This is a genomic window from Bordetella genomosp. 12, from assembly GCF_002261355.1.
In the GTDB taxonomy this organism is placed as follows: Bacteria; Pseudomonadota; Gammaproteobacteria; order Burkholderiales; family Burkholderiaceae_B; genus Bordetella.
In genome coordinates, this window is the sequence record NZ_NEVU01000002.1 from 1,322,512 (window position 1) to 1,342,614 (window position 20,103).

The following is a 20,103-nucleotide window of genomic DNA, read 5'->3' on the forward strand; positions in this document are numbered from 1 at the left end:
GCCGGCCCGGCTCACGCCGGCGGCCGCAGCAACGCGCGCCAGGCTGCCAGCTTGGCGTCAAAGCTCAGCGCGGCATGCGCCGGGCTGGTCGAAGGCAAGGCCAGCACGCGCGGCTGCGCCCGGCCGGCCAGCGTGGGCACGACATGACGCTGATAGAGCTGCGCGGCTTTGGCGCCATTCAAACCGATGACCTCGATATGCGGATGCTGGTCGAAGAAACCGGCGAAGTCGTTGGCGACCACGCTGCCGCCCACAATGGCCGCATCCAGGCTGCCCGGGCGGACGCAGTCGGACAGCACATCCCAGAGGGCCACCCGCGCATCCTGCAGCGCCTGCAGCCTTGCGGCATAGCCAGCGGAAGAATCCACGCCGAACAAGGCCTGGGCGATGCGCCAGAAAGCATTGCGCGCGTGAGCGTAGTACTCGGCGCGCCCCAAGGAAACCGTGCCGGGCATGGTGCCCAGAATGAGGATGCGCGCATCGCTGCGCGCCACGGGCGCAAAGCCATGCACGCGGGCCGGATCAACGCCCATGCAGGCGGTCCAGACGCAGGCGGCCACGTGCGTCGGTCAGGCGGCGCAACGCCGACCAGGACACGCCCATCGCGGCCAGGCCACTGGCGCCGCACAGCAGAAACAGAATCAGGATCTGATACTTGACGGCCTCGACGGGGTCCATCCCCGCGATGATCTGCCCCGTCATGATGCCAGGCAGCGTGATGATGCCGGCGGCGGCCATCTGGTTGATCGCGGGCACCAGGCCGCGCCGCACCGATTCGCGCATGAGGGGCGCGAAGGCTTGCCGGGGCGTGGCGCCCAGCGCGATCCGCGCTTCGATCGCGCCCCGCTGCCGCCGCACCCCGCCCAGCATGCTGTCGAGCGCCAGGCTGCCGGCGTTCAGGACGCTGCCCAGCACAATGCCCACCAAGGCGATCAGGTAGCGCGGGTCATACCAGGGGTCGGGGCGCAAGGCCGTGCTCAGGATGAAGAGCGCCGTCACCGCCGTAGTGGTGATCACGGCCAGCGCGCCTATGCGCAGATTGCCCGCGGCGCTCAGCCGCTCGGCAGGCCTGGCCGCGACCTCGCGCGCGGCAAGCGCCATCATCACCAGGACCACACCGCTGGTCAGCCAGGGCGAGGCATAGGCAAAAACCACGCGCAATATGTGGCCGACCAGCAGCAATTGCACCACGGTGCGGATCGCCGCCCAGACGATGCTGCGCTCCATGCGCAGCCGCATGGTCAGGGAAATGACGGCGCTGAGCGCCACCAGCGATGCCGCGATGGCCAGATCGCTGGCCTGCAGCGTGAGCACCCCCTGCACCGTCGGTTGGGCCAGACTGTTCATTGCCGCTCCAGCCGGTGGTTGCGCACCAGATAGCACCGTGTGGCCAGCCGCCGTGCCTGCGCCGGGTTGTGGGTGACCATCAGGGCGGTCATGCCGGCGGCCAAGGTATGGCGGATGAGCGCTTCCACGCGGGCGGTGGCGCCTTCATCCAGGGAAGCCGTGGGCTCATCGAGCAGAATGACCGCAGGGCGATCGCGCAAGGCGCGCGCCAGGGCCAGGCGCTGACGCTCGCCGGTGGATAATTCAGTGATCTGCGCCTGCATGATGGCCGCGCGCAAGCCCAGTGCGTCGAACAGCCCGCTCAGGGCGGCGGCCTCGGCTGCCGCCCCGGTGAAATGCGCCGCCACGGCGTCGTCCCACCAACCCGCTTCGGCCTGGCAGTAGCGCACCTGACGGCGCCAGGCCGGGCCCGGCATGCTGCTGCGCGCCACGCCATCGAGCCAGATTTCACCCACCCCGGGATCGAGATCGGCGACCTGCCGCAACAACAGCGATTTGCCGGCGCCCGAGGCGCCCATGATGGCGACACACTCGCCCCGGGCCAGGTCCAGATCGGCAGGCACGAAGCCCGCCGCGGCCACGCCACGCAGGCAGAGATAACCGCCATCGGAAGGCGAAGCCGGAACGCTCATGAAACCACAACGCGGATGCGGGACATGAGCGGCATTATGCCGCCCTTGCCCCGCCACTAGCCAGCCGCGCTCAAGCCGCCAGGCGGCGCTCGATATCCGACTTGGTCTGCGACAACGCCGGCGGCAGGCCGCGAGCCAGTTGCGCGAACAACTCACCGTGCAGGCCCAGCTCTTCGTGCCAGGCCGCCCCGTCGACCGAGATCACCTGCTGGAACTGATCCGGCGTGAACTCCAGCCCCGTCCAGTCGATATCGCCGTAAGACGGCGAAATACCGAAGACCTGTTCCTGGCCTCCCGCCTCGCCGTCCAGACGGCCCAACATCCACTTGAGCACGCGCATGTTCTCACCGAAGCCCGGCCACACGAACTTGCCATCCGGGCCCTTGCGGAACCAGTTGACGCAATAGATGTGCGGCAGCTTGGCGCCGGCGTCGGACAGCCGTTGCCCCACACTGAGCCAATGGTTGAAATAGTCGGCCATGTTGTAGCCGCAGAACGGCAGCATGGCGAAAGGATCGCGCCGCACCACGCCCTGTTTGCCGGCCGCAGCGGCCGTCGTTTCCGAGCCCATCGTGGCCGCCATGTAGACGCCCTCGACCCAGTCACGCGCCTCGGTCACCAGCGGCACCGTGGTCGACCGGCGGCCGCCGAAAATGAAGGCGTCGATGGCCACCCCCTGCGGGTTCTCCCACTCGGGATCGATGGACGGGCATTGCGCGGCCGGCGCGGTGAAACGCGCATTGGGATGGGCGGCCTTGCGCCCGGTCTCGCGCGCAATCTCGGGCGTCCAGTCCTGGCCCTGCCAGTCGATCAGATGCGCCGGCGGCACATCGGTCATGCCTTCCCACCAGACGTCGCCGTCATCGGTCAGCGCCACGTTGGTGAAAATCACATTGGCCTTGAGCGTGGCCATGGCATTGAAGTTGGTCTTTTCGCTGGTGCCCGGGGCCACGCCGAAATACCCCGCCTCGGGATTGATGGCGCGCAGGCGGCCATCGGCGCCCGGTTTGATCCAGGCGATGTCGTCACCGATGGTGGTGACTTTCCAGCCATCCATCCCGGCCGGCGGAATCAGCATGGCGAAGTTGGTCTTGCCGCAGGCCGACGGAAAGGCCGCGGCCACGTGGTACTTGCGGCCCTTGGGCGTGGTCACGCCCAGGATCAGCATGTGCTCGGCCAGCCAGCCTTCGTCCCGGCCCATGGTCGAGGCGATGCGCAAGGCAAAGCATTTCTTGCCCAGCAGGGCATTGCCGCCATAACCGGATCCGAAGCTCCAGATCTCGCGCGTTTCAGGATAGTGAACGATGTATTTGACGGGATTGCACGGCCAGGCGACGTCGGCCTGGCCCGCGGCCAGCGGATGACCCACGCTGTGCACGCAAGGCACGAACTCGCCATCGGCGCCCAGCACGTCCCACACGGCACGGCCCATGCGGGTCATGATGCGCATGTTGACGGCCACATAAGGGCTGTCGGAGAGCTCCACCCCGATATGGGCGATGGGCGAACCCAGCGGCCCCATGGAAAACGGCACGACGTACAAGGTGCGGCCCCGCATGGCGCCTTCGAACAGGCCGTGCAAGGTGGCGCGCATCTCGGCCGGCGCAGCCCAGTTGTTGGTCGGGCCGGCATCCTCTTCGCGCGCCGAGCAGATGAACGTGCGGTCTTCAACGCGGGCCACATCCGACGGGTCGGAGCAGGCCAGATAAGAATTGGGGCGCTTCTCGGCATTCAGGCGGCGCATGGTGCCGGCCTGGACCATCTGCTCACACAGGCGGTCGTACTCTTCTTGCGAGCCATCACACCAGACCACGCGATCCGGTTGCGTCAGGGTCACCACGCTCTGCACCCAATCGATCAAGCGCGCGTGCTTGACATAGGCGGGAACGTTGAGCGGCGGCAGTTTGGCCTCGGCAGTTTGCGTCATACGGTAATTCTCCAGAATGGGGCGGAACATGCTGCGCGGCGCCGCTGCCGTCGCCGCGAAAAAACGTGGCCCGGCGGACCAGGTCCCCGGGCGATGGGGCCATCATACTTGGGAGTATGCGGCGCTACCAAGCAGCTTTGAAGGCCTTGTTGCTCGTCTTCGCACTCCATACCAGGGGTTTACCCCTATTCCCTCGCTCAGGCCGGTCGGGCCGGGCCGCGATCCGCCCCTGCGCGAAGGGCCGTGGCGGCTATGACATAATCGGCAGGCCCTTTTGGGCCCTGAATGCCTCCTTGCTTATGACGATCCCTGCCTTGCCTGCCCTTAACGCCGACCGCCTCTGGTCGCGCGTCGACACCCTTTCGCGCATGACCCTGCCCGGCCAGCCCTGGACGCGCCGCGCGTTCACGCCGCTGTTCGATCAGGCGCGCGCCTGGCTGCGGGCCGAATTCGAAGCCGCCGGCCTGACCTGCCGGATCGATGCCGCCGGCAATCTGGTGGGCCGCCTCGAAGGCCGCGATGCGGCGAAAAAGCCGCTGGTGACCGGCTCGCATTGCGACACCGTGCTCGAGGGCGGGCGCTTTGACGGCATCATCGGCGTGCTGGCTGGCATCGAGGTTGCCCATACGCTGAAAGACCATGGCCTGACGCTGGATCACCCCTTCGAAGTGATCGACTTCCTTTCCGAAGAACCCAGTGACTACGGTATTTCCTGTGTCGGCAGCCGCGCCATCAGCGGCCACCTGAGCGCCGAGATGCTGGCTGCGTGCAATCCCGAAGGCGAGACCCTGGCGCAAGGCATCCGCCGCGCGGGCGGCCGGCCGGAAGCACTGACCCGCGCCCTGCGCGGCCCAGGCGACACCGCGGCCTTCGTGGAGCTGCATATCGAGCAAGGGCCAGTCCTGGAGACACGCGGCCTGCCCATCGGCGTGGTCAGCAGTATTGTGGGCATCCGCCGCTCGCGCATCGTCGTTCAGGGCCAGCCCGACCACGCCGGCACCACACCCATGGATATCCGCCGCGACGCGCTGGTCGGCGCGGCGCGCATCATCGATGCCGCGCACCGCCGCGCCAGCGAACTGGCCGGCAACCCGCACTATGTGGTGGCCACCGTCGGCCGGCTCACGCTCACCCCCAACGCCGCCAACGCCGTGCCGGGCCGGGTCGAACTGACGCTGGAAGTTCGCAGCGACAGCAATGCCATCCTGGACCGCTTCACGCCCGACGTTCTGCAGGACGTCGCGGCCGGGCTGGCTGCCTTGCGCCTGACCCTGCAGGCCGAGCCGCTCTCCCGTGCCGAACCGACCGATTGCGCGCCTGTGGTCATGGAGGCCGTGCGTCGGGCCGCCGGCAGCCTGGGCTATGCCTGCATGACGCTGCCCAGCGGGGCGGGCCACGACGCCATGTATATGGCGCCTTCCGGTCCCATGGGGATGATTTTCATCCCCTGCCTGGGCGGCCGCAGCCATTGCCCCGAAGAATGGATCACGCCGGCGCAATTGCTCGACGGCACGCGCGTGCTCTATCAAACCCTGCTCGAACTCGACACACTCCCCTGATCCCATGGACCAGATCGATATCGACGACGGCACCGCCGACCGCCACCTGCTCGACGCTTCCGGCATCTCGCTGGTCGTTTTTCATAGCCTCAGCTGCGCGAACTGCCGCGTGGCGCGCGAGCGCCTGCCGGGGTTCGAGCTGCCCGCAGAACGCATTTTCTGGGTAGACGCCGGGCGCAATGGCGGCCTGGTCGAGCGCTACGAAGTCTTTCATCTGCCGGCCATTCATGTCGTGCGCGACGGCACCTACTATGGCCCGATCAGCGCGCAATTGGCCGATTGGGATCTGCGCCAGCAGATCGCCCAGGCGCTGGACAACCACCCGGCCGAGCTGCCGTGACGCCCACCCGCCGGCCGCTCGACGGCTTTGCCACCGGCACCATGCTGGCGCTCTGTCTGTGCTGGGCCACCCAGCAGATCGCCATCAAGGCGGTCGCCGCCGATATCGCGCCGCTTTTGCAGATCGGCCTGCGTTCGGCCTTCGCCGCCGTCGTGCTGGGCCTGGTGGTGCTGCGCACCCAAGGGGCCCGTTTCTGGCGTGACGGCAGCGTTCGCGCCGGATTGGGCGTGGGCGTGCTCTTTGCGCTGGAGTTCGTTTTCGTGGCGCTAGGTCTGCACTACACGACGGCCTCCCATATGGCCGTGTTTCTCTACACCTCGCCGATATTCGCCGCGCTGGGGCTGCATGCCTGGGTGCCGGGCGAGCGTCTCAAGCCGCTGCAATGGCTGGGTGTGGCGCTGGCTTTTGTCGGCATCGCCGTGGCGTTTCTGGGCAACCGCCCCGGCAGCGAGCAGGCGCCGAACGTGCTGCTGGGCGACTTGTTGGGCATTCTGGCCGGAGCGGCCTGGGGCATGACCACGGTCGGCATCCGCGCCAGCCGGCTCTCAGAGGCACCTGCCTCCAAGACCCTGTTCTACCAAATGGTATGTGCCGCGGTAGTGCTGCCTTTGCTGCACGGCCTGATGGGCGGGGCCGCGCCCACCTGGACCGCCCCCGCCCTTTACAGCCTGCTGTTCCAATGCGTGGTGGTCGCGCTTTTCAGTTACCTGGTGTGGTTCTGGCTGTTGCGCCGCTATCTGGCCACCCGCCTGTCGATGCTGTCTTTCCTCACCCCGCTGTTTGGCGTGGGGCTGGGCGTGGTCCTGCTCGATGAGCCGCTGGACGGCCATTTCGTCGCCGGCGCGGTGCTGGTGCTGGCGGGCATCCTGCTGGTGAGCGCCGCCGGTACGCTGCAAGCCTGGTGGCTGCGCCGCCAGGCCCGCTGAACGGCTCAGCCCGGCTCGCCGCGCAGGTCCTGCAGGCGGCGACGCTGGCGGCCCTGGGCGTCGAAATTTTCCGGCGCCAGCCAGCGCTCGAAGGCGGCCCGCCGCGACGGCCACTCCGAGTCGGTGACGGAAAACCAGGCGGTGTCGCGCGTGCGGCCCTTGTACACCACCGCCTGGCGGAATATCCCCTCAAACTGAAAGCCCAGGCGGGCGGCCGTCTGCTGCGACGGCGCATTCAGGTGGTCGCACTTCCACTCGTAACGCCGGTAGCCTAGCTCCTCGAACGCGCGCCGCATGAACAAAAATTGCGCCTCGGTGGAAATCGGCGTGCGCTTGAGCGCCGGCGAGAACGTCACGCTGCCGACTTCGATCACGCCATTGCCCGGATCGATACGCATATAGGCCAGCGTGCCGACGGCCCGGCCGCTGGCGCGATCGATGACGGCAAAATGCAGCGGATCCTCGCTACGCTCGGCCTGTTCGCAATAAGCGCGATAGCTCTGCTCCGAGTCAAACGGGCCGACGGTCAGGTAGGTCCAGTCACGGCCATCGGGCGCCGCGCTGTAGGCCGCGAACAGATCCGCCGCATGACGCCGGGCATCCAGCGGCTCCAGGCGGCAGAAGCGGCCTTCGAGGGCCGTGCGCGGCGGACGGGGCCGCGCGCTCCAGTCAGGCAAAGACTCGCCGACCGGTTGGTCGAAGGCATTGAGCAAGGCCATACAGATCTCCACGCAGCAAGGTTGGGAAGCCGTACTCTAGAACGATTCGTGGCATTATAGAAAGCACCAGCTAAAAGTATTTTCTTAGTGCCACCGGTTTGCCATGGAAGACACCCTCACCCGCCTCGTCCTGTTGGATGCGCCCTTGTCGCCGGGTGCCGTGCCCCTGCAGCGCCAACTGCTGCACCGCTTGAAAACGGCCATCCTGGAAGGACGCCTGGCCCCCGGCACCCGCCTGCCCGCCTCGCGCAGCCTGGCCGAAGCGCTGTCGATCTCGCGCAACACCGTCTCCATCGCCTATGAACATCTGGCTGCCGAAGGCTATGTGCAGGCCGATCGACAGGGCACGCGCGTGGCCACGCTCACGCGCCAGCGCCGGCCCGCCACGGCCGGCCAGTCCGCCGGCCCCGTGCGCGTGGCGCGCCGGCTGGAGCGTCTGGTGAGCACGCCGCGCGGCACCGGGCCTTACCTGGCCTTGCGGCCCGGCCAGCCCGCCCTGGCGCACTTTCCGGCCGCGGCCTGGCGCCGCGCGCTGGACCGCGCCATGCGCCATGGCGGCGGCGAGTCGCTGGCCTATGGCGAACCGGCCGGCGAACCCGGGCTGCGCGCCGCCATCGCGCGGTATCTGGGCGTGGCGCGGGGCGTGCATTGTCTGCCTGAGCAGGTGGTCATCACCGAGGGCACGCAGGAGGCGCTGGCGCTGAGCGTGCGCCTGCTGGCCGACCCGGGCGACATCGCCTGGGTGGAAGACCCGGGTTATCGCGGCGCGCGCACCGCGTTCTTTGCCGGCGACCTGGACGTGCGGCCCAAACCCGTGGATGCCGACGGCCTGCGCCTGAGCACGCAAGATTGGGCCGACGCGCCGCCACGCCTGATCTACCTGACGCCCTCGCACCAATATCCCACCGGCGGCGTGATGCCGGCGGCACGCCGCCTGGACCTGATTGCCCAGGCCCGGCAGCATCAGGCCTGGATCATCGAAGACGATTACGACAGTGAGTTCCGTCATCACGGCGAACCCATCGCGGCGATGCAGGGCATGGCGCCCCAGGCGCCCGTGCTCTATATCGGCAGCTTCAGCAAAACCATGTTCCCGTCGCTGCGTATCGGCTTCGTGGTCCTGCCCGAATGCCTGGTCGAGGCCACCCGCGTAGCCGTGGCCGAACTGCTGCGCGGCGGCCATCGCTATGAGCAACTGGCCCTGGCCGATTTCATCGAAAGCGGCGAGTTCAGCCGCCATCTGGGGCGCATGCGACGCCTGTACCGCGAACGTCAGCAGGCGCTGCGCGCCGCGCTCACCCGCAACCTGGATATCGAGCACACCGTAGAAGGCGGTCAGTGCGGTCTGCATCTGACGGTGCGCTTGCCCGCCGGCTATGACGACCGGCGCATCGCCAGCCTCGCCCCCGCGCACGGCATGCAGCCGCAGGCCCTGTCCAGCTTTGCGCTGGCCGCTTCAGACACCGGGCTGGTGCTGGGCTACGGCAACACCGCGGCCGATCTGTTCGATCCCTTGACGCGGCGCCTGGCCCGCCTGGCCGCTCAAGCCGGGCCCCGCTAACCGGTCAGGGCGCCCAATAGCAGCGCGCACAAGAGCAGCCAGAAAATACCGCTCAGGAAGGAGCGGCGCGCGAAAGCCTTGATCCCGGCCCAGAGCATCAGCAGGCCGATCAGCAATAACGCGAAATTCATGACATTCGGGCTCATGCCCAACGCCGCGGCCATGCCCGAGAAAAACTCGCCCAGCGCGCCGAAAAAGCCGCCGAACAACCAGCGCAGCGCCTCGGCCACCCATTTGATACCCTGCCCCAAGGCAGCGCCCGCACTGCCAAAAAACCCCGTTTCCGCTTGCATGACACCTCGACTGTCCCTTTTGCATGGTTATATCCCATTTGGACGGCGGGGCTTGATGCGGCCCGCCCCCGGAACGATGTTTAATAGCAGTCATCGTCGGTGGCAGCCGACCTCGCAATAAGGATTACTCATGGCTTTCGATTTCGACCTCTATGTCATCGGCGCGGGCTCGGGCGGCGTTCGGGCGGCACGGTTTGCCGCCGGGTTTGGCGCGCGCGTGGCGGTGGCGGAGAGCCGCTACCTGGGCGGCACCTGCGTCAACGTGGGGTGCGTGCCCAAGAAACTGCTCGTCTATGGCGCGCATTTCAGCGAAGAGTTCGAGCAGGCCAGCGGTTTTGGCTGGACGCCCGGCCACCCCGGGTTTGACTGGCACACCCTGATCCAGAACAAAAACCGCGAAATCGAACGCCTCAATGGCATTTACCGCAACCTGCTGGTCAATAGCGGCGTCACCCTGCACGAAGGGCACGCCCGCATCGTTGACCCGCACACGGTCGAAATCAACGGCCAGCGCCATAGCGCCGAACGCATCCTGATCGCCACCGGCGGCTGGCCCTTCGTGCCGGACATCCCCGGCAAGGAACTCGCCATCACGTCCAACGAGGCCTTCTTTCTGAAGAAACTGCCGCGCCGCGTGCTGGTGGTCGGCGGCGGCTATATCGCCGTCGAATTCGCATCCATCTTCAATGGTCTGGGCGCCGACACCACGCTGGCCTACCGGCGGGAGCTCTTTCTGCGCGGCTTCGACCAGAGCGTGCGCGAACATCTGCGCGACGAACTGCAGAAAAAAGGCATGACGCTGCGCTTTAACAGCGACATCGCCCGCATCGACAAGCTGCCCGACGGCACGCTGGCCGCGACCCTGCTCGACGGCACGGTGCTCGAAACCGATTGCGTGTTCTATGCGACCGGCCGCCGCGCCATGCTCGATAACCTGGGCCTGGAAAATACCGGCGTCAAACTCAACGAACAGGGTTATATCGAAGTCAATGACCTGTTCGAAACCAGCGAACCTTCGATTCTGGCGCTGGGCGATGTGATCGGCCGCGTGCCGCTCACGCCCGTGGCCCTGGCCGAAGGCATGGCCATCGCCCGCCGTCTCTTCCGCCCCGAAGAGTACCGCCCGGTGGACTACGACCTCATCCCCACCGCCGTGTTCAGCCTGCCCAATATCGGCACCGTCGGGCTGACCACCGAGCAAGCCCTCAAACGCGGGCACCGCGTCAAACGCTTCGAAAGCCGCTTCCGCCCCATGAAGCTCACGCTGACGGACGTGCAGGAGCGCACCCTGATGAAGCTGGTGGTCGATGCCGACACCGATCGGGTGCTGGGCTGCCACATGGTGGGTCCGGATGCCGGAGAGATCATGCAAGGGCTGGCCGTGGCCTTGAAAGCCGGCGCGACCAAACGCCTGTTCGACGAAACCATCGGCATCCACCCCACCGCCGCCGAAGAGTTCGTCACCATGCGCACGCCCGTGGCTGACTGAGGCGCCGCCCAGCCTGGCGCCTCGCCCGGGCCTGACCTCCCGGGCGCCGGCCTCAGGGCTGAGCGAGGCGGCGCAGAAACTCCCTGGCGCCGGCCGGGGCCAGGGCCTTGTGCCCGTTGATGAAAAACACATACACCTCGCGCGGCGCGCCTGTTCCGATGTCTGGCAGCCGGCGCGGCAAGTCCGGGCTGCGCCCCGCCGCCCACTGCCGTGCGCAGCGCGCCCACGCCGCGAGCACCGCCGGCGCATACCCATGGCGGAATCGCGGATCTGCCGCCATCAGGCGCACATAGATCAGATCGGCGCAGGTGCTGTCGGTGATGGACACGAATCGCGGGCTGTCGGTCAACACGGTGGCCACGCCGTGCGCGCGCGCCCGGCGCAGATAATCGTCGCAGTCGAAACTGGGATGCCGGGCGTCGAGCACATGGTGCAGGCGCTGCCCCTGCAGGCGCGCCGGCAAGAGACCGAAAAAGGCTTCGATGTCTGCCGGGTCATAGACTTTGCCCTCCGGCAGTTGCCACAACAAGGGCCCCAGGGCCGGGCCGAGACGGTCGATGCCGCTGTCCAGAAAGCGCCTGACCGAGTCACCGGCCTGGCTCAAGGCCTGGCGGTGAGTCGCGTAGCGCGGCGCCTTCAGGGCGAGTTTGAAGCCATCCGGCACCTGCGCGGCCCAGGCCGCGAAGGTCGAAGGCTTCTGGCTGCGGTAAAACGTCCCGTTGACCTCGATGGCGCTGAACTGCCGCGCGGCGAACGACAGCTCGCGCGCATGCGGCAGACCCGGCGGGTAAAACACCCCGTCGCGCCAGGGCGGATAGGTCCAACCGCCGATGCCGGCCCGGATGGCAGTCATGTGCGCTCCTTATCGATGCGCTCCATGGTAGCGGGCGGACGCCACAAGCATGTAAACGCCCGTAACACCCGACGCCAGGCCGGGGCGCGATGGGCCGCGCGCGGCGCCGGCGGCCGAGGTGCGATAATGGCCGTCTGACAAGGACCACCGCTTGCGCACGGAGAAACGCTTTGACCCGCATTGATGACGCCATGCATGACCGGGAAGCCGGCCAGGCCGACTCCACCCAGAACACGACCCGTAACGACGGCACGCGCATCGGCGCGGTGCGCCCGCTGATTTCCCCGGCCTTGCTGCTGGATGAGCTGCCCACCCCGGCGGCCGTCCAGGACCTGGTCGAGTCCAGCCGCAGTGACATCGCCGATGTGCTGCATGGCCGTGATGACCGCCTCATCGTCGTGGTGGGCCCCTGTTCCATTCATGATCATGACCAGGCCATGGCCTACGCCCGGCAGCTCAAAACGGCCGCCGATGCGCTCAAGGACGACCTGCTCATCGTCATGCGGGTGTATTTCGAGAAGCCGCGCACCACCGTCGGCTGGAAGGGTTTCATCAACGACCCGCGCCTGGATGGCAGCTTCCGCATCAACGAAGGCTTGCGCCGTGCGCGTTCGCTGCTGCTGGACATTTCCGGCCTGGGCCTGCCGATCGCCACCGAGTTTCTGGATTTGCTCAGCCCGCAGTTCATCGCCGATCTGATCGCCTGGGGCGCCATCGGGGCACGCACCACCGAGAGCCCCAGCCATCGCCAATTGGCTTCGGGCTTGAGCTGCCCGCTCGGCTTTAAAAATGGCACCGACGGTGGCGTACAGATCGCCGCCGACGCGATGGTGGCCGCCAGCGCCAGCCATGCTTTCATGGGCATGACCAAGATGGGCGTGGCCGCCATTTTCGAGACGCGCGGCAATATCGACACCCATGTCATCCTGCGCGGCGGCAAAAATGGCAGTAATTTCGATGCGGCCAGCGTGCAGGCCTGCTGCGACGTATTGCGCAAAGCCGGCCTGCGCGAGCAGGTCATGATCGATTGCTCGCACGCCAATTCGAACAAATCGCATGAGCGCCAGGTGGAAGTCGCGCGCGACATCGCCCAGCAGATCGCCGGCGGCGAGCAGCGCATCACCGGCTTGATGATAGAAAGCAATCTGCAGCCTGGCCGGCAGGACCTCAAACCCGGCGTGCCGCTGGCCCATGGCGTCTCCATCACCGATGCCTGCCTGGGCTGGACGCAGACCGTGCCGGTGCTGGATGACCTGGCCCGCGCCGTGCGCGAACGGCGCACCCGCTGAGGACAGCCGTGCCGGTTGGCGCGTACTCTACTATGATGGAAGTTTCGTCCGCTTCCCGTCCTAGGAGTACTAATGAACCGGAAACTGCTGACCCTCACCCTGGCCGCCAGCCTGGCCGCCCTGGCCGGCTGCGCCGCCCATCAAGGCGCCGCGCCCTCCTCTGAGACGAGCTCGTCCAGCTCGTCCAGCGCATCCAGCTCGACGTCGTCTTCCGTGCCGGAAAGCGCCACCGGCTCCATGCTGTCCAGCGGCAAGAGCTGCGATGCTCAGCCCACGCAAAACCTGGTCGGTCAGGCTTTCAGTGACTCGGCCAGCAGCAATGTGCTGTCGGGCAGCGGCTCGAGCACCGTACGCGTGCTCAAGCCCGGGCAGGTCATGACGCTGGAATACAACCCCAGCCGGGTCAACATCATCGTCGACGGCCAGGGCAAGATCAGCGCCATCCGCTGCGGCTGACCCCGCTCAGCCGGGCTCGCGGCGCGCCTCAGCCAGCGCCACCGTCAGGTGCATGACTTTTTTCTTCAGCGCGTCGCGCTCGTCGGTCAGGCGCTTGATGATCTCGCTCAGGCGCGCCACCTCGGCCGGATAGTCCTCGATCGCCGGGCTCTCCCACGGTGGCGGCGCATCGCTCCCCGTGGGGGCGGCGTCCTCCGCCGGTGTCTCGGCGGCCTTACGCAACTTGGCCTCATAGCGCGCCGCCTGCAATTCCATGCGCGCCTGGCGGGCGACTTCTCGCAGATTCTGCTTGCCGCCCTGGGCGGCCTGCTGCTGGCGCGTTTCGGGCAGGCTGGCCACGGCAGCGGCTGCATTGATGGAGATCTCCCCCGCGCGCACGGCCTTGACGATCTCGGGCACCGCGCGTTGCTCGATACGCTCGATCTGCGCCAGCGTATTGCTGCTGACCCGGGCTTCGCGCGCCAGCTCCTGGCGGCTGGGCACCGGGGCCTCGGGCGCGGTCTCGCCCGGTTCAGCGGGCTCGCGCGCCTGCAAGATCTGTTTTTTACGCAGAGCCAGGACTCCGCGCTGATAATCCGAAACACTGCGCCGGCCCAGATGGTTGTCTATCATCCACAGCCGCACATCGTCCATGGACTGAAACCGTTCGTTTTGCAGCGTGCGAAACTCGATGCCATGACGCTGGCAGATTTCAAAGCGGTTGTGCCCGTCGACCAGCACATTGCCCCAGAGCACGAGCGCATCGCGGCACCCCTCGGCCAGTATGCTGCGCTCCAGCGCGGTATATTCTTCGGCGGTGAGCGGGTCGATGTAGGCCCGCAGTTCTTCGTTGATCTCGATAGTCATGGCGCGAAGCATAACCGCTTGCGCCCCGGGCGCTAAAGCAGCCCGCGCGCGGCCAGCTCGCCGTTGACCTCGCGCAAGCGCGCCAGCGGATCGCGCAGCGCCAGCAGCCTGGCCTTGTCCGCGGCCGCCAGCGGCAGCAGCTCGCACCAGCGGTCGGCCACCCAAGCCGCCTCCTCCAGCCGGTAAGGCGCGGCCACCGGCATCTCGGCAGGGCCGTAGCCCTGCTGCTGCAGGCCGGCGATCAATCGGCCCAACGCGCTGACGGCCCCGCGCAAGGCGTCGGGCACGGCGACGACCGGATCAGCGGCGATGGCCTGGGTCTGGCCGGTCCACAAGCCATAACGGCCCCGCTCGCAGTCCGCGAGATCAAACCGCTCGCCGCCCCGGCAGCGCAACTCGTACAAGGCCGCCACGGGTTGCTGCCAGTGCTCGATCCGCGCCAGCGTCCCGACGGGCGCCAATACCTCGAGGCTATCCGGCTTGCGCACCTCTTGGCCGGCCAGCAGAATCACCACGCCAAAAGGCTGGCCGTCTTCCAGGCAGCGTTTGATCATGTCCAGATAACGGATCTCGAACACCCGCAGGTGCAGAACACCGTCAGGAAACAGGGCATTGCTCAGGGGAAACAGCGGTAGGCGGGCCATGCGGCTATCTTGGCACGAAACCTGCCTGCCGCGACAGACCCAGCCAGGATTGGTCGGAAAACGCAGGGCTTCACGCAAGCCCCGACATGAAATCGTACACATTGCTCAGGCAGCATGCGCCTGGCCTGGTCCTGGGTTCTCGCCGGTACCCACCGTCCATGGCTGGGCGCAACGTTGCCCGCCCCCGCAGCGCGGGCAGCCCTACCGGGCTTCACGCCCCAGGCATCCGCTCAACCGTAGCGATCGCGATAACTCAGTGGCGACATGCCGCAATGCTTGCTGAAGATGTCACGAAACGCCTTGGTATCGCTGTAGCCCACCTCGTACATCACTTCGGCCACACTCTTGCGCGTTTTCTCGAGCTGCTGCTTGGCGGCCTCGACGCGCACGCGTTGCTGATACTCCACCACGCTGTTGCCCGTGGCATGCCGGAAGCGCCGCTCCAGGGTCCGGCGGCCCACCGCATGGCGCACGGCCAGCCCCTCGACGGCCAGACGGGTGGCGTAATGCGTTTCGATATGTTCCTGTACGGCCAGCACCACCGCGTCGCCATGCGCTTTCTGGCCGGCAAAGACCATGAACGGCAATTGGCTTTGGCGGTCCCAATCGAGCTGAAACAGCTTGGCGCACCAGATCGCGATCTCGCGCCCGGCATGTCTTTCGATCAGATGCAGCACGAGGTGGGCCGCCGAGAACGCGCCGCCACTGGTGTAGAGCCCAGCCTCGGCCAGCACCACACGATCGCACACCCACGACACCTTGGGAAACAGCGCCGCATACGGATTTCGCATGGCCCAATGCACCACGGCGCGGCGGCCATCGAGCAAGCCCGCCGCCGCCGGCAAGGCCGCGCCCAGGCACAGATTGGCCAGTTCACCGCCGGCGCGGTAATGCGCGGCCAGCCAGCGGATGAGCGCGGTATTGGCCGTCAGGATCTGGCCCAGGCCGCGCGCATCGCTGACCATCAGCGGCGGCACGACCGCGATATCGACCGGACCGGCGCTGGCCAGGGTAGCGTCCACATGCACGCTGATGCGGCCGTCATCCAGCGTCATGGTGGGGTCGACGGCCAGCAGGCGTACTGAAAAGGCCGGCTCCTGGCCGTTGTCGCGCAAGCGCGCGTTGGCGGCCAGAAACCCCTGGCGCGCGGTCTCCAGCGAGGCGATATTGGCGCCGGCCGGCACCAGCAAGGCAATGCGTTTCATGGGGCAAGCATAGCGCGCCCGCCTGTCGTGATCCACCCGCCACAATGTCGCAAACCCCCTTGGCCGTGGCGGGCCCCGCGCCGCTACAGTGGACATGTCGCGCCTGCTGGCGCCCGAGGAGACAGTCATGCAAGCCTATGTGGACGGATATCTGCTGGCCATCCCCAGCGAAAAGCTAGAGCTTTACCGCAGCATGGCGGCCCACGCGGCCAAGATCTGGCGGGCGCATGGCGCCCTGGACTACCGCGAATGCGTCGGCGATGCCCTCGATCCGCAACACGGTATGCGCGACTTCCGCGACGTCGCGCAGGCCGGCGGCCAGGACACGGTGATATTCGCCTGGATCGTCTTCCCCAGCAAAAGTGAACGCGACCGCATCAACGCCGCCGTCATGGCCGACCCCCGGCTGATGGAGGTCTGCATCGAAGGCGTGTTCGATCCCAGGCGCACGGCGTGCGGGGGGTTCAGCACCCTGGTGCAGGCCTGATATCCCGGGCCGGCAACCATGCTGGCGTCGGCCCGCCCTGGCCCGGGAAAGGTTTAAGCCGGCGCTCGCTCCGCCGGCCGGCGGCGCATCAGGAACTCCTGGCCGCTGTCCTCGCAGATTTCGAACCCCAGCCGCTCATACAACCGCCGCGCAGGATTGCTCCGCAGCACCGACAAACGCACGGTTTCGCCGCCTCGATCGGCCCGTTCGAGTACGCCGCGCAGCAAGCGCGCGCCCAGGCCCTGCCCCTGACAGCGCGGCTCGACCTGAATCTGGTGCACATACCAGCCATGCTGATCACGGTGCACTTTGAGCAGCCCGACTGGCGCGCCCTGGACGAGCACGATGCGGGCGTCCTCCCAGTGATGACGGATGCGCCGCAGATGCGCGGCATCGTCGAAGTCGATGCCGTCTTGCCGCAAATGCGGCTCCATGGTGCGGCAACGCAAGGCCAGCAGAAAAGGCAGATCCGCCTCGACGGCGGGACGCAAAACGAAATCCGGCGCAACCGCAGACATGTGAACCCTGTATAAAAGCGCATCGCGCCCCGATGGTAGCGCCGCCGGCCTGCCCGCGCCAGCGACCGGCTTTGCAGTATGCTCTGACCCTGCCGCGCGCCTGGCCGCGGCGCCGCCGGAGTATGTTCAAGTGGGCCACCGACTGCGCTGGCTGCGCGCTTTCTATTTTCTGTACTACGGGCTGCAAGGCATCAGCATCCCGTTTCTGCCCTTATGGCTGGCCAACCAGGGGCTGGACAAGGACACGATCGGGCTCATCGTGGCCACCGCTTTTCTGCCCAAGATTCTCTCTGCTCCCGCCGTCGCGCATGCCGCCGATCTCAGCGGCAAACTCCGTCTGCTGATCACGCTGCCGCTGCTGGGCACCGCTTTGCTGTTTGCCTGCTACCCCTGGCAGCACTCACCGGGCTGGATGTTCTGGACCACGCTGGCGGTCAACCTGCTGCTGCCCGCGGTGCAGCCGGTGCTCGACCGCATCGCACTGGCCAGCAGCCGCGCCGGCCGCCCCCTCTACACGACGGTGCGGGTCTGGGGCTCGCTGGGTTTTGCCGCCCTGACGCTGGCCGGCGGCTACCTCATCGACCAGACCGGCCCGCTGACCATCATCGTCATGAGCGTGACCCTGGCGCTGGCCTGCGCACTCTGCCTGCGCGCCCTCGATGTCGGCGACGCGCCCCAGCGGCCCGCCCTTTCCGGGCCCCGCTGGCCCTTGATGCAGGTACTGCGCCAGCGGCCGGTCGTGCTGTGCATTCTGGCCGCCTCGCTCACCCAGGCCAGCAATGGCTTTCTGTACTCCTATGCCACCCTGTTCTGGACCGAGCACGGGCTATCCACCTCGGATATCGGCCTGCTGTGGACCGTCGGCGTCAGCGCCGAAGTGGTGTTCTTCTTTCTGGCCTTGCGCATCCTGCCCGTCGTCGGCCCGGAGCGCCTGATCTGGATCTCGGCGGCCATGACGGCCGTGCGCTGGATGGGGCTGGCCCTGTTTATCGACCTGCCCGTGCTGCTGGCTTTCCAGTTGCTGCAAGCCTTCACGCTGGGCGGCAACAACTCAGCCATCATGGCCTATATCTCGCGCCAGGTACCCGCGCATTGCCAGACCTCGGCCATCGCCCTCTACACCATGCTGTCCGGCGGCATTCTGATGTTTTTCAGCGTCAATGCCGCCCGCCTGGTCTATCCCCGGGTGCAATGGGGCGGTTTTGCCATGATGGCGGTATTCGCCCTGTGCGCGATTCCCATCGTGCTCTGGGCGGCGCGTCCCACCGCGGCACCAGGTGAAACCCCCTGAAATCCCGCTAATGTCTGGTCACATCCTGTACGAGCTGCCCGGGAGTAAATTAGCCATAGAGACGGCAGAACCGCCTTCGCGGCACATCCGGCCCTCAGGAGTCTTGTAATGAAATCGCGTTTGATGCGCCTGGCAGGCGCCACTGCCCTGGCAGCCACGATGGCGGCGGCCACCGCGCCCGCCCTGGCGGGCGGCCCCGGTTGGGGCGGCGGCTATTATGGCGGCCCCGGCGGCTACCATGGGGGCTATCGTGGAGGCCACTCCAGTGGCTGGTCGTCGGCCGACCGCTGGATCGTCGGCGGCGCCATCGGCCTGATCACGGCCGGCTTGCTGTTGTCGGCCAACTCGCAACCCAGCTATAGCTACGCGCCCACGGTGCAGATGGGCAGCAATGGCTACGCCTATATGTCACCGGGCTACGGCGTGGCGCTCACGCAAGCGCCCGTTTATGTTCCGCCGCCGGTCTATGTGCAGCCACCGGTGTACGCGCCGGCGCCCGTCTACGCGCCGCCGGTGTATGAACCGGCGGCCGCTCCGGCCATCGACCCGGCCGATCCGGCCTCGATCAACCTTGCGCCGGCCCCCGTGGCGCAGGCCAGCGCAGCCAGCGGCCATGCCGACTGCGCCCGATATGCCATGAACCAGAGCGGCTTCGACCCGGCCGGCGCCAGCCAATGGACCACCCAGATCATGGTGGACTCCTACAACCGCGCCTTGCAGACCTGCCGCGACCAGCATTGGGGCAGCTAGGCCGGCCTTAACCCAGCGCCGTGTCCAAAAACATCATCACCCCGAAACCTATCATCAAGCCGACAGTGGCAAAGGTCTCGTGGCCATTGCGGTGGGTTTCGGGGATGACTTCGTGCGATACGACGAAAATCATGGCGCCGGCCGCCAGGCCCATGCTGACCGGATAGGCCAGCGCATACCCGCTGGCCATGCCCACCCCGATCAGCGCGCCCAGGGGTTCCATCAAGCCTGAACCGATCGCGATCAACACGGCCTGCCGCCGCGTCAGGCCGATGGCCCGCAGCGCCACGGCCACGGCCAGGCCCTCGGGAATATCCTGAATGGCGATGGCCGACGTCAAGGGCAGCCCCACGCCCAGATCGCCATTGGACAGGCTGACCCCGACGGCCATGCCTTCGGGCAGGTTGTGCAGCACGATAGTCAGCACGAACAGCCATACGCCGTTGACGCGCGCGCTCTCGGGGCCGCGCAGCCCGCTTTGCGCGTGCATATGCGGCGTGAAGTAATCCAACCCCAGCATCAGCAGCACCCCCAGCGCCATGCCAAGCACCACCACGCCGGCCGCCGCCGGCCCGCTGCCGACCAGCGTCTGCGCCGCGTCCAGACCGGGCAGGATCAAGGAAAAGGCGCTGGCCGCGAGCATCATGCCGGCGGCAAAGCCCAGCATGCTGTCCTGCGCCCGGGGCGAAACCCGGCCAAACACCCCGGCAATCAGCGCACCCAGCGCCGTGGCGCAAAACCCCGCGAACCCTCCGGCCACCGCCAGCCCGACATGGCCGCGGTTACTGCCCGTGAAGGCCTCATAAATACTGCTGGCGCACAACCAGCCTACAACCAGGACACCCAGCATCAAGCCGCCGGTCACCAGGGGGTGGGACTGGGCCTGCGCGAGCCAGGCACTACGCAAACCGGCGGTCGTGGAACGGGGCATCGGCAATCTCTGACAACGGACGAGACGCAATCTTGCCAGA

The 20,103-nt window shown here is 67.2% G+C and carries 21 protein-coding genes and 1 pseudogene; 10 read left to right on the forward strand and 12 right to left on the reverse strand.

Annotated features, from left to right (window positions below; genetic code table 11):
- Positions 1 to 11: 11 nt before the first annotated feature.
- From CAL22_RS11600 to CAL22_RS11615, 4 genes are all read right to left on the reverse strand, one after another.
- On the reverse strand, positions 12 to 533 hold the full coding sequence (locus CAL22_RS11600; RefSeq protein ID WP_094813640.1) for a DNA-deoxyinosine glycosylase: 522 nt from the start codon (positions 531 to 533) through the stop codon (positions 12 to 14).
- Complete coding sequence (locus tag CAL22_RS11605; protein ID WP_094813260.1) at positions 523 to 1,347, reverse strand: ABC transporter permease; 825 nt, start codon at positions 1,345 to 1,347, stop codon at positions 523 to 525. The genes CAL22_RS11600 and CAL22_RS11605 overlap by 11 nt, the downstream gene beginning before the upstream one ends.
- On the reverse strand, positions 1,344 to 1,979 hold the full coding sequence (locus tag CAL22_RS11610) for an ABC transporter ATP-binding protein (protein ID WP_094813262.1): 636 nt from the start codon (positions 1,977 to 1,979) through the stop codon (positions 1,344 to 1,346). The genes CAL22_RS11605 and CAL22_RS11610 overlap by 4 nt, the downstream gene beginning before the upstream one ends.
- Positions 1,980 to 2,049: 70 nt before the next feature.
- Complete coding sequence (locus tag CAL22_RS11615; protein ID WP_094813264.1) at positions 2,050 to 3,906, reverse strand: phosphoenolpyruvate carboxykinase (GTP); 1,857 nt, start codon at positions 3,904 to 3,906, stop codon at positions 2,050 to 2,052.
- A 299-nt stretch (positions 3,907 to 4,205) separates the two neighbouring features.
- Between CAL22_RS11615 and CAL22_RS11620 the strand changes: the two genes are divergently transcribed.
- Genes CAL22_RS11620 through CAL22_RS11630 form a run of 3 tightly spaced genes read left to right on the forward strand, consistent with a single transcriptional unit; the run spans position 4,206 to position 6,731 of the window.
- A complete protein-coding gene (locus tag CAL22_RS11620; protein ID WP_094813266.1) occupies positions 4,206 to 5,465 on the forward strand; it encodes a Zn-dependent hydrolase in 1,260 nt (419 codons plus the stop codon).
- Positions 5,466 to 5,469: 4 nt separating this feature from the next.
- Entirely contained in the window at positions 5,470 to 5,805 is a 336-nt protein-coding gene (locus CAL22_RS11625) for a thioredoxin family protein (RefSeq protein ID WP_094813268.1), read from the forward strand.
- 41 nt (positions 5,806 to 5,846) lie between these two features.
- Positions 5,847 to 6,731 carry a DMT family transporter gene (locus tag CAL22_RS11630; RefSeq protein WP_208621983.1) on the forward strand — a complete coding sequence of 295 codons (885 nt, stop codon included), beginning with the start codon at positions 5,847 to 5,849 and terminating at the stop codon, positions 6,729 to 6,731.
- A 20-nt stretch (positions 6,732 to 6,751) separates the two neighbouring features.
- On the opposite strand, the pseudogene CAL22_RS11635 reads toward CAL22_RS11630, so the two are convergent.
- Positions 6,752 to 7,450, reverse strand: a pseudogene (locus CAL22_RS11635) (GNAT family N-acetyltransferase); the annotation flags it as partial.
- A gap of 103 nt (positions 7,451 to 7,553) precedes the next feature.
- Between CAL22_RS11635 and CAL22_RS11640 the strand changes: the two are divergent.
- The gene (locus CAL22_RS11640; RefSeq protein WP_094813274.1) at positions 7,554 to 9,011 is read left to right on the forward strand and encodes a PLP-dependent aminotransferase family protein; all 1,458 of its coding nucleotides are present in this window, start codon (positions 7,554 to 7,556) and stop codon (positions 9,009 to 9,011) included.
- Here the strand turns inward: CAL22_RS11640 and CAL22_RS11645 are convergent.
- On the reverse strand, positions 9,008 to 9,304 hold the full coding sequence (locus tag CAL22_RS11645) for a hypothetical protein (RefSeq protein ID WP_094813276.1): 297 nt from the start codon (positions 9,302 to 9,304) through the stop codon (positions 9,008 to 9,010). The two genes, CAL22_RS11640 and CAL22_RS11645, sit on opposite strands and share 4 nt — an antisense overlap.
- Before the next feature lie 130 nt (positions 9,305 to 9,434).
- On the opposite strand from CAL22_RS11645, the gene gorA reads away from it, so the two are divergent.
- Positions 9,435 to 10,793 carry a glutathione-disulfide reductase gene (gorA, locus tag CAL22_RS11650; RefSeq protein WP_094813278.1) on the forward strand — a complete coding sequence of 453 codons (1,359 nt, stop codon included), beginning with the start codon at positions 9,435 to 9,437 and terminating at the stop codon, positions 10,791 to 10,793.
- 52 nt (positions 10,794 to 10,845) lie between these two features.
- Here gorA and CAL22_RS11655 read toward each other — a convergent pair whose 3' ends face one another.
- Entirely contained in the window at positions 10,846 to 11,646 is an 801-nt protein-coding gene (locus tag CAL22_RS11655) for a DUF72 domain-containing protein (protein WP_094813281.1), read from the reverse strand.
- Positions 11,647 to 11,816: 170 nt separating this feature from the next.
- Here CAL22_RS11655 and CAL22_RS11660 point away from each other — a divergent pair, with 170 nt between their 5' ends.
- Together CAL22_RS11660 and CAL22_RS11665 are read left to right on the forward strand one after the other, a co-directional pair.
- Entirely contained in the window at positions 11,817 to 12,935 is a 1,119-nt protein-coding gene (locus tag CAL22_RS11660; protein ID WP_094813282.1) for a 3-deoxy-7-phosphoheptulonate synthase, read from the forward strand.
- A 72-nt stretch (positions 12,936 to 13,007) separates the two neighbouring features.
- Positions 13,008 to 13,391, forward strand: coding sequence for an I78 family peptidase inhibitor (locus tag CAL22_RS11665; RefSeq protein ID WP_094813284.1), 384 nt, complete (start codon positions 13,008 to 13,010; stop codon positions 13,389 to 13,391).
- 6 nt (positions 13,392 to 13,397) lie between these two features.
- On the opposite strand, the gene CAL22_RS11670 is transcribed toward CAL22_RS11665, so the two are convergent.
- The 3 genes from CAL22_RS11670 to CAL22_RS11680 form a co-directional block, all read right to left on the reverse strand.
- Positions 13,398 to 14,249: a hypothetical protein gene (locus tag CAL22_RS11670; protein WP_094813286.1), complete on the reverse strand. Its 852-nt coding sequence runs from the start codon at positions 14,247 to 14,249 to the stop codon at positions 13,398 to 13,400.
- A gap of 20 nt (positions 14,250 to 14,269) precedes the next feature.
- Positions 14,270 to 14,881 (reverse strand): LON peptidase substrate-binding domain-containing protein, encoded by a 612-nt coding sequence (locus CAL22_RS11675; protein ID WP_094813288.1) that lies wholly within the window; start codon positions 14,879 to 14,881, stop codon positions 14,270 to 14,272.
- A 230-nt stretch (positions 14,882 to 15,111) separates the two neighbouring features.
- Positions 15,112 to 16,086: a GlxA family transcriptional regulator gene (locus CAL22_RS11680; protein ID WP_208621962.1), complete on the reverse strand. Its 975-nt coding sequence runs from the start codon at positions 16,084 to 16,086 to the stop codon at positions 15,112 to 15,114.
- A 127-nt stretch (positions 16,087 to 16,213) separates the two neighbouring features.
- Between CAL22_RS11680 and CAL22_RS11685 the strand changes: the two genes are divergently transcribed.
- Entirely contained in the window at positions 16,214 to 16,573 is a 360-nt protein-coding gene (locus tag CAL22_RS11685) for a DUF1428 domain-containing protein (protein ID WP_094813644.1), read from the forward strand.
- 53 nt (positions 16,574 to 16,626) lie between these two features.
- Here CAL22_RS11685 and CAL22_RS11690 read toward each other — a convergent pair whose 3' ends face one another.
- Positions 16,627 to 17,091, reverse strand: a complete 465-nt coding sequence (locus CAL22_RS11690) for a GNAT family N-acetyltransferase (RefSeq protein WP_094813290.1) — start codon at positions 17,089 to 17,091, stop codon at positions 16,627 to 16,629.
- Between the two features lie 130 nt (positions 17,092 to 17,221).
- Here CAL22_RS11690 and CAL22_RS11695 point away from each other — a divergent pair, with 130 nt between their 5' ends.
- Together CAL22_RS11695 and CAL22_RS11700 are read left to right on the forward strand one after the other, a co-directional pair.
- On the forward strand, positions 17,222 to 18,382 hold the full coding sequence (locus CAL22_RS11695; protein WP_094813292.1) for an MFS transporter: 1,161 nt from the start codon (positions 17,222 to 17,224) through the stop codon (positions 18,380 to 18,382).
- 108 nt (positions 18,383 to 18,490) lie between these two features.
- A complete protein-coding gene (locus CAL22_RS11700) occupies positions 18,491 to 19,132 on the forward strand; it encodes a hypothetical protein (RefSeq protein ID WP_094813294.1) in 642 nt (213 codons plus the stop codon).
- 7 nt (positions 19,133 to 19,139) lie between these two features.
- Here CAL22_RS11700 and CAL22_RS11705 read toward each other — a convergent pair whose 3' ends face one another.
- Positions 19,140 to 20,063, reverse strand: a complete 924-nt coding sequence (locus tag CAL22_RS11705; protein WP_094813296.1) for a ZIP family metal transporter — start codon at positions 20,061 to 20,063, stop codon at positions 19,140 to 19,142.
- Positions 20,064 to 20,103 lie beyond the last annotated feature (40 nt).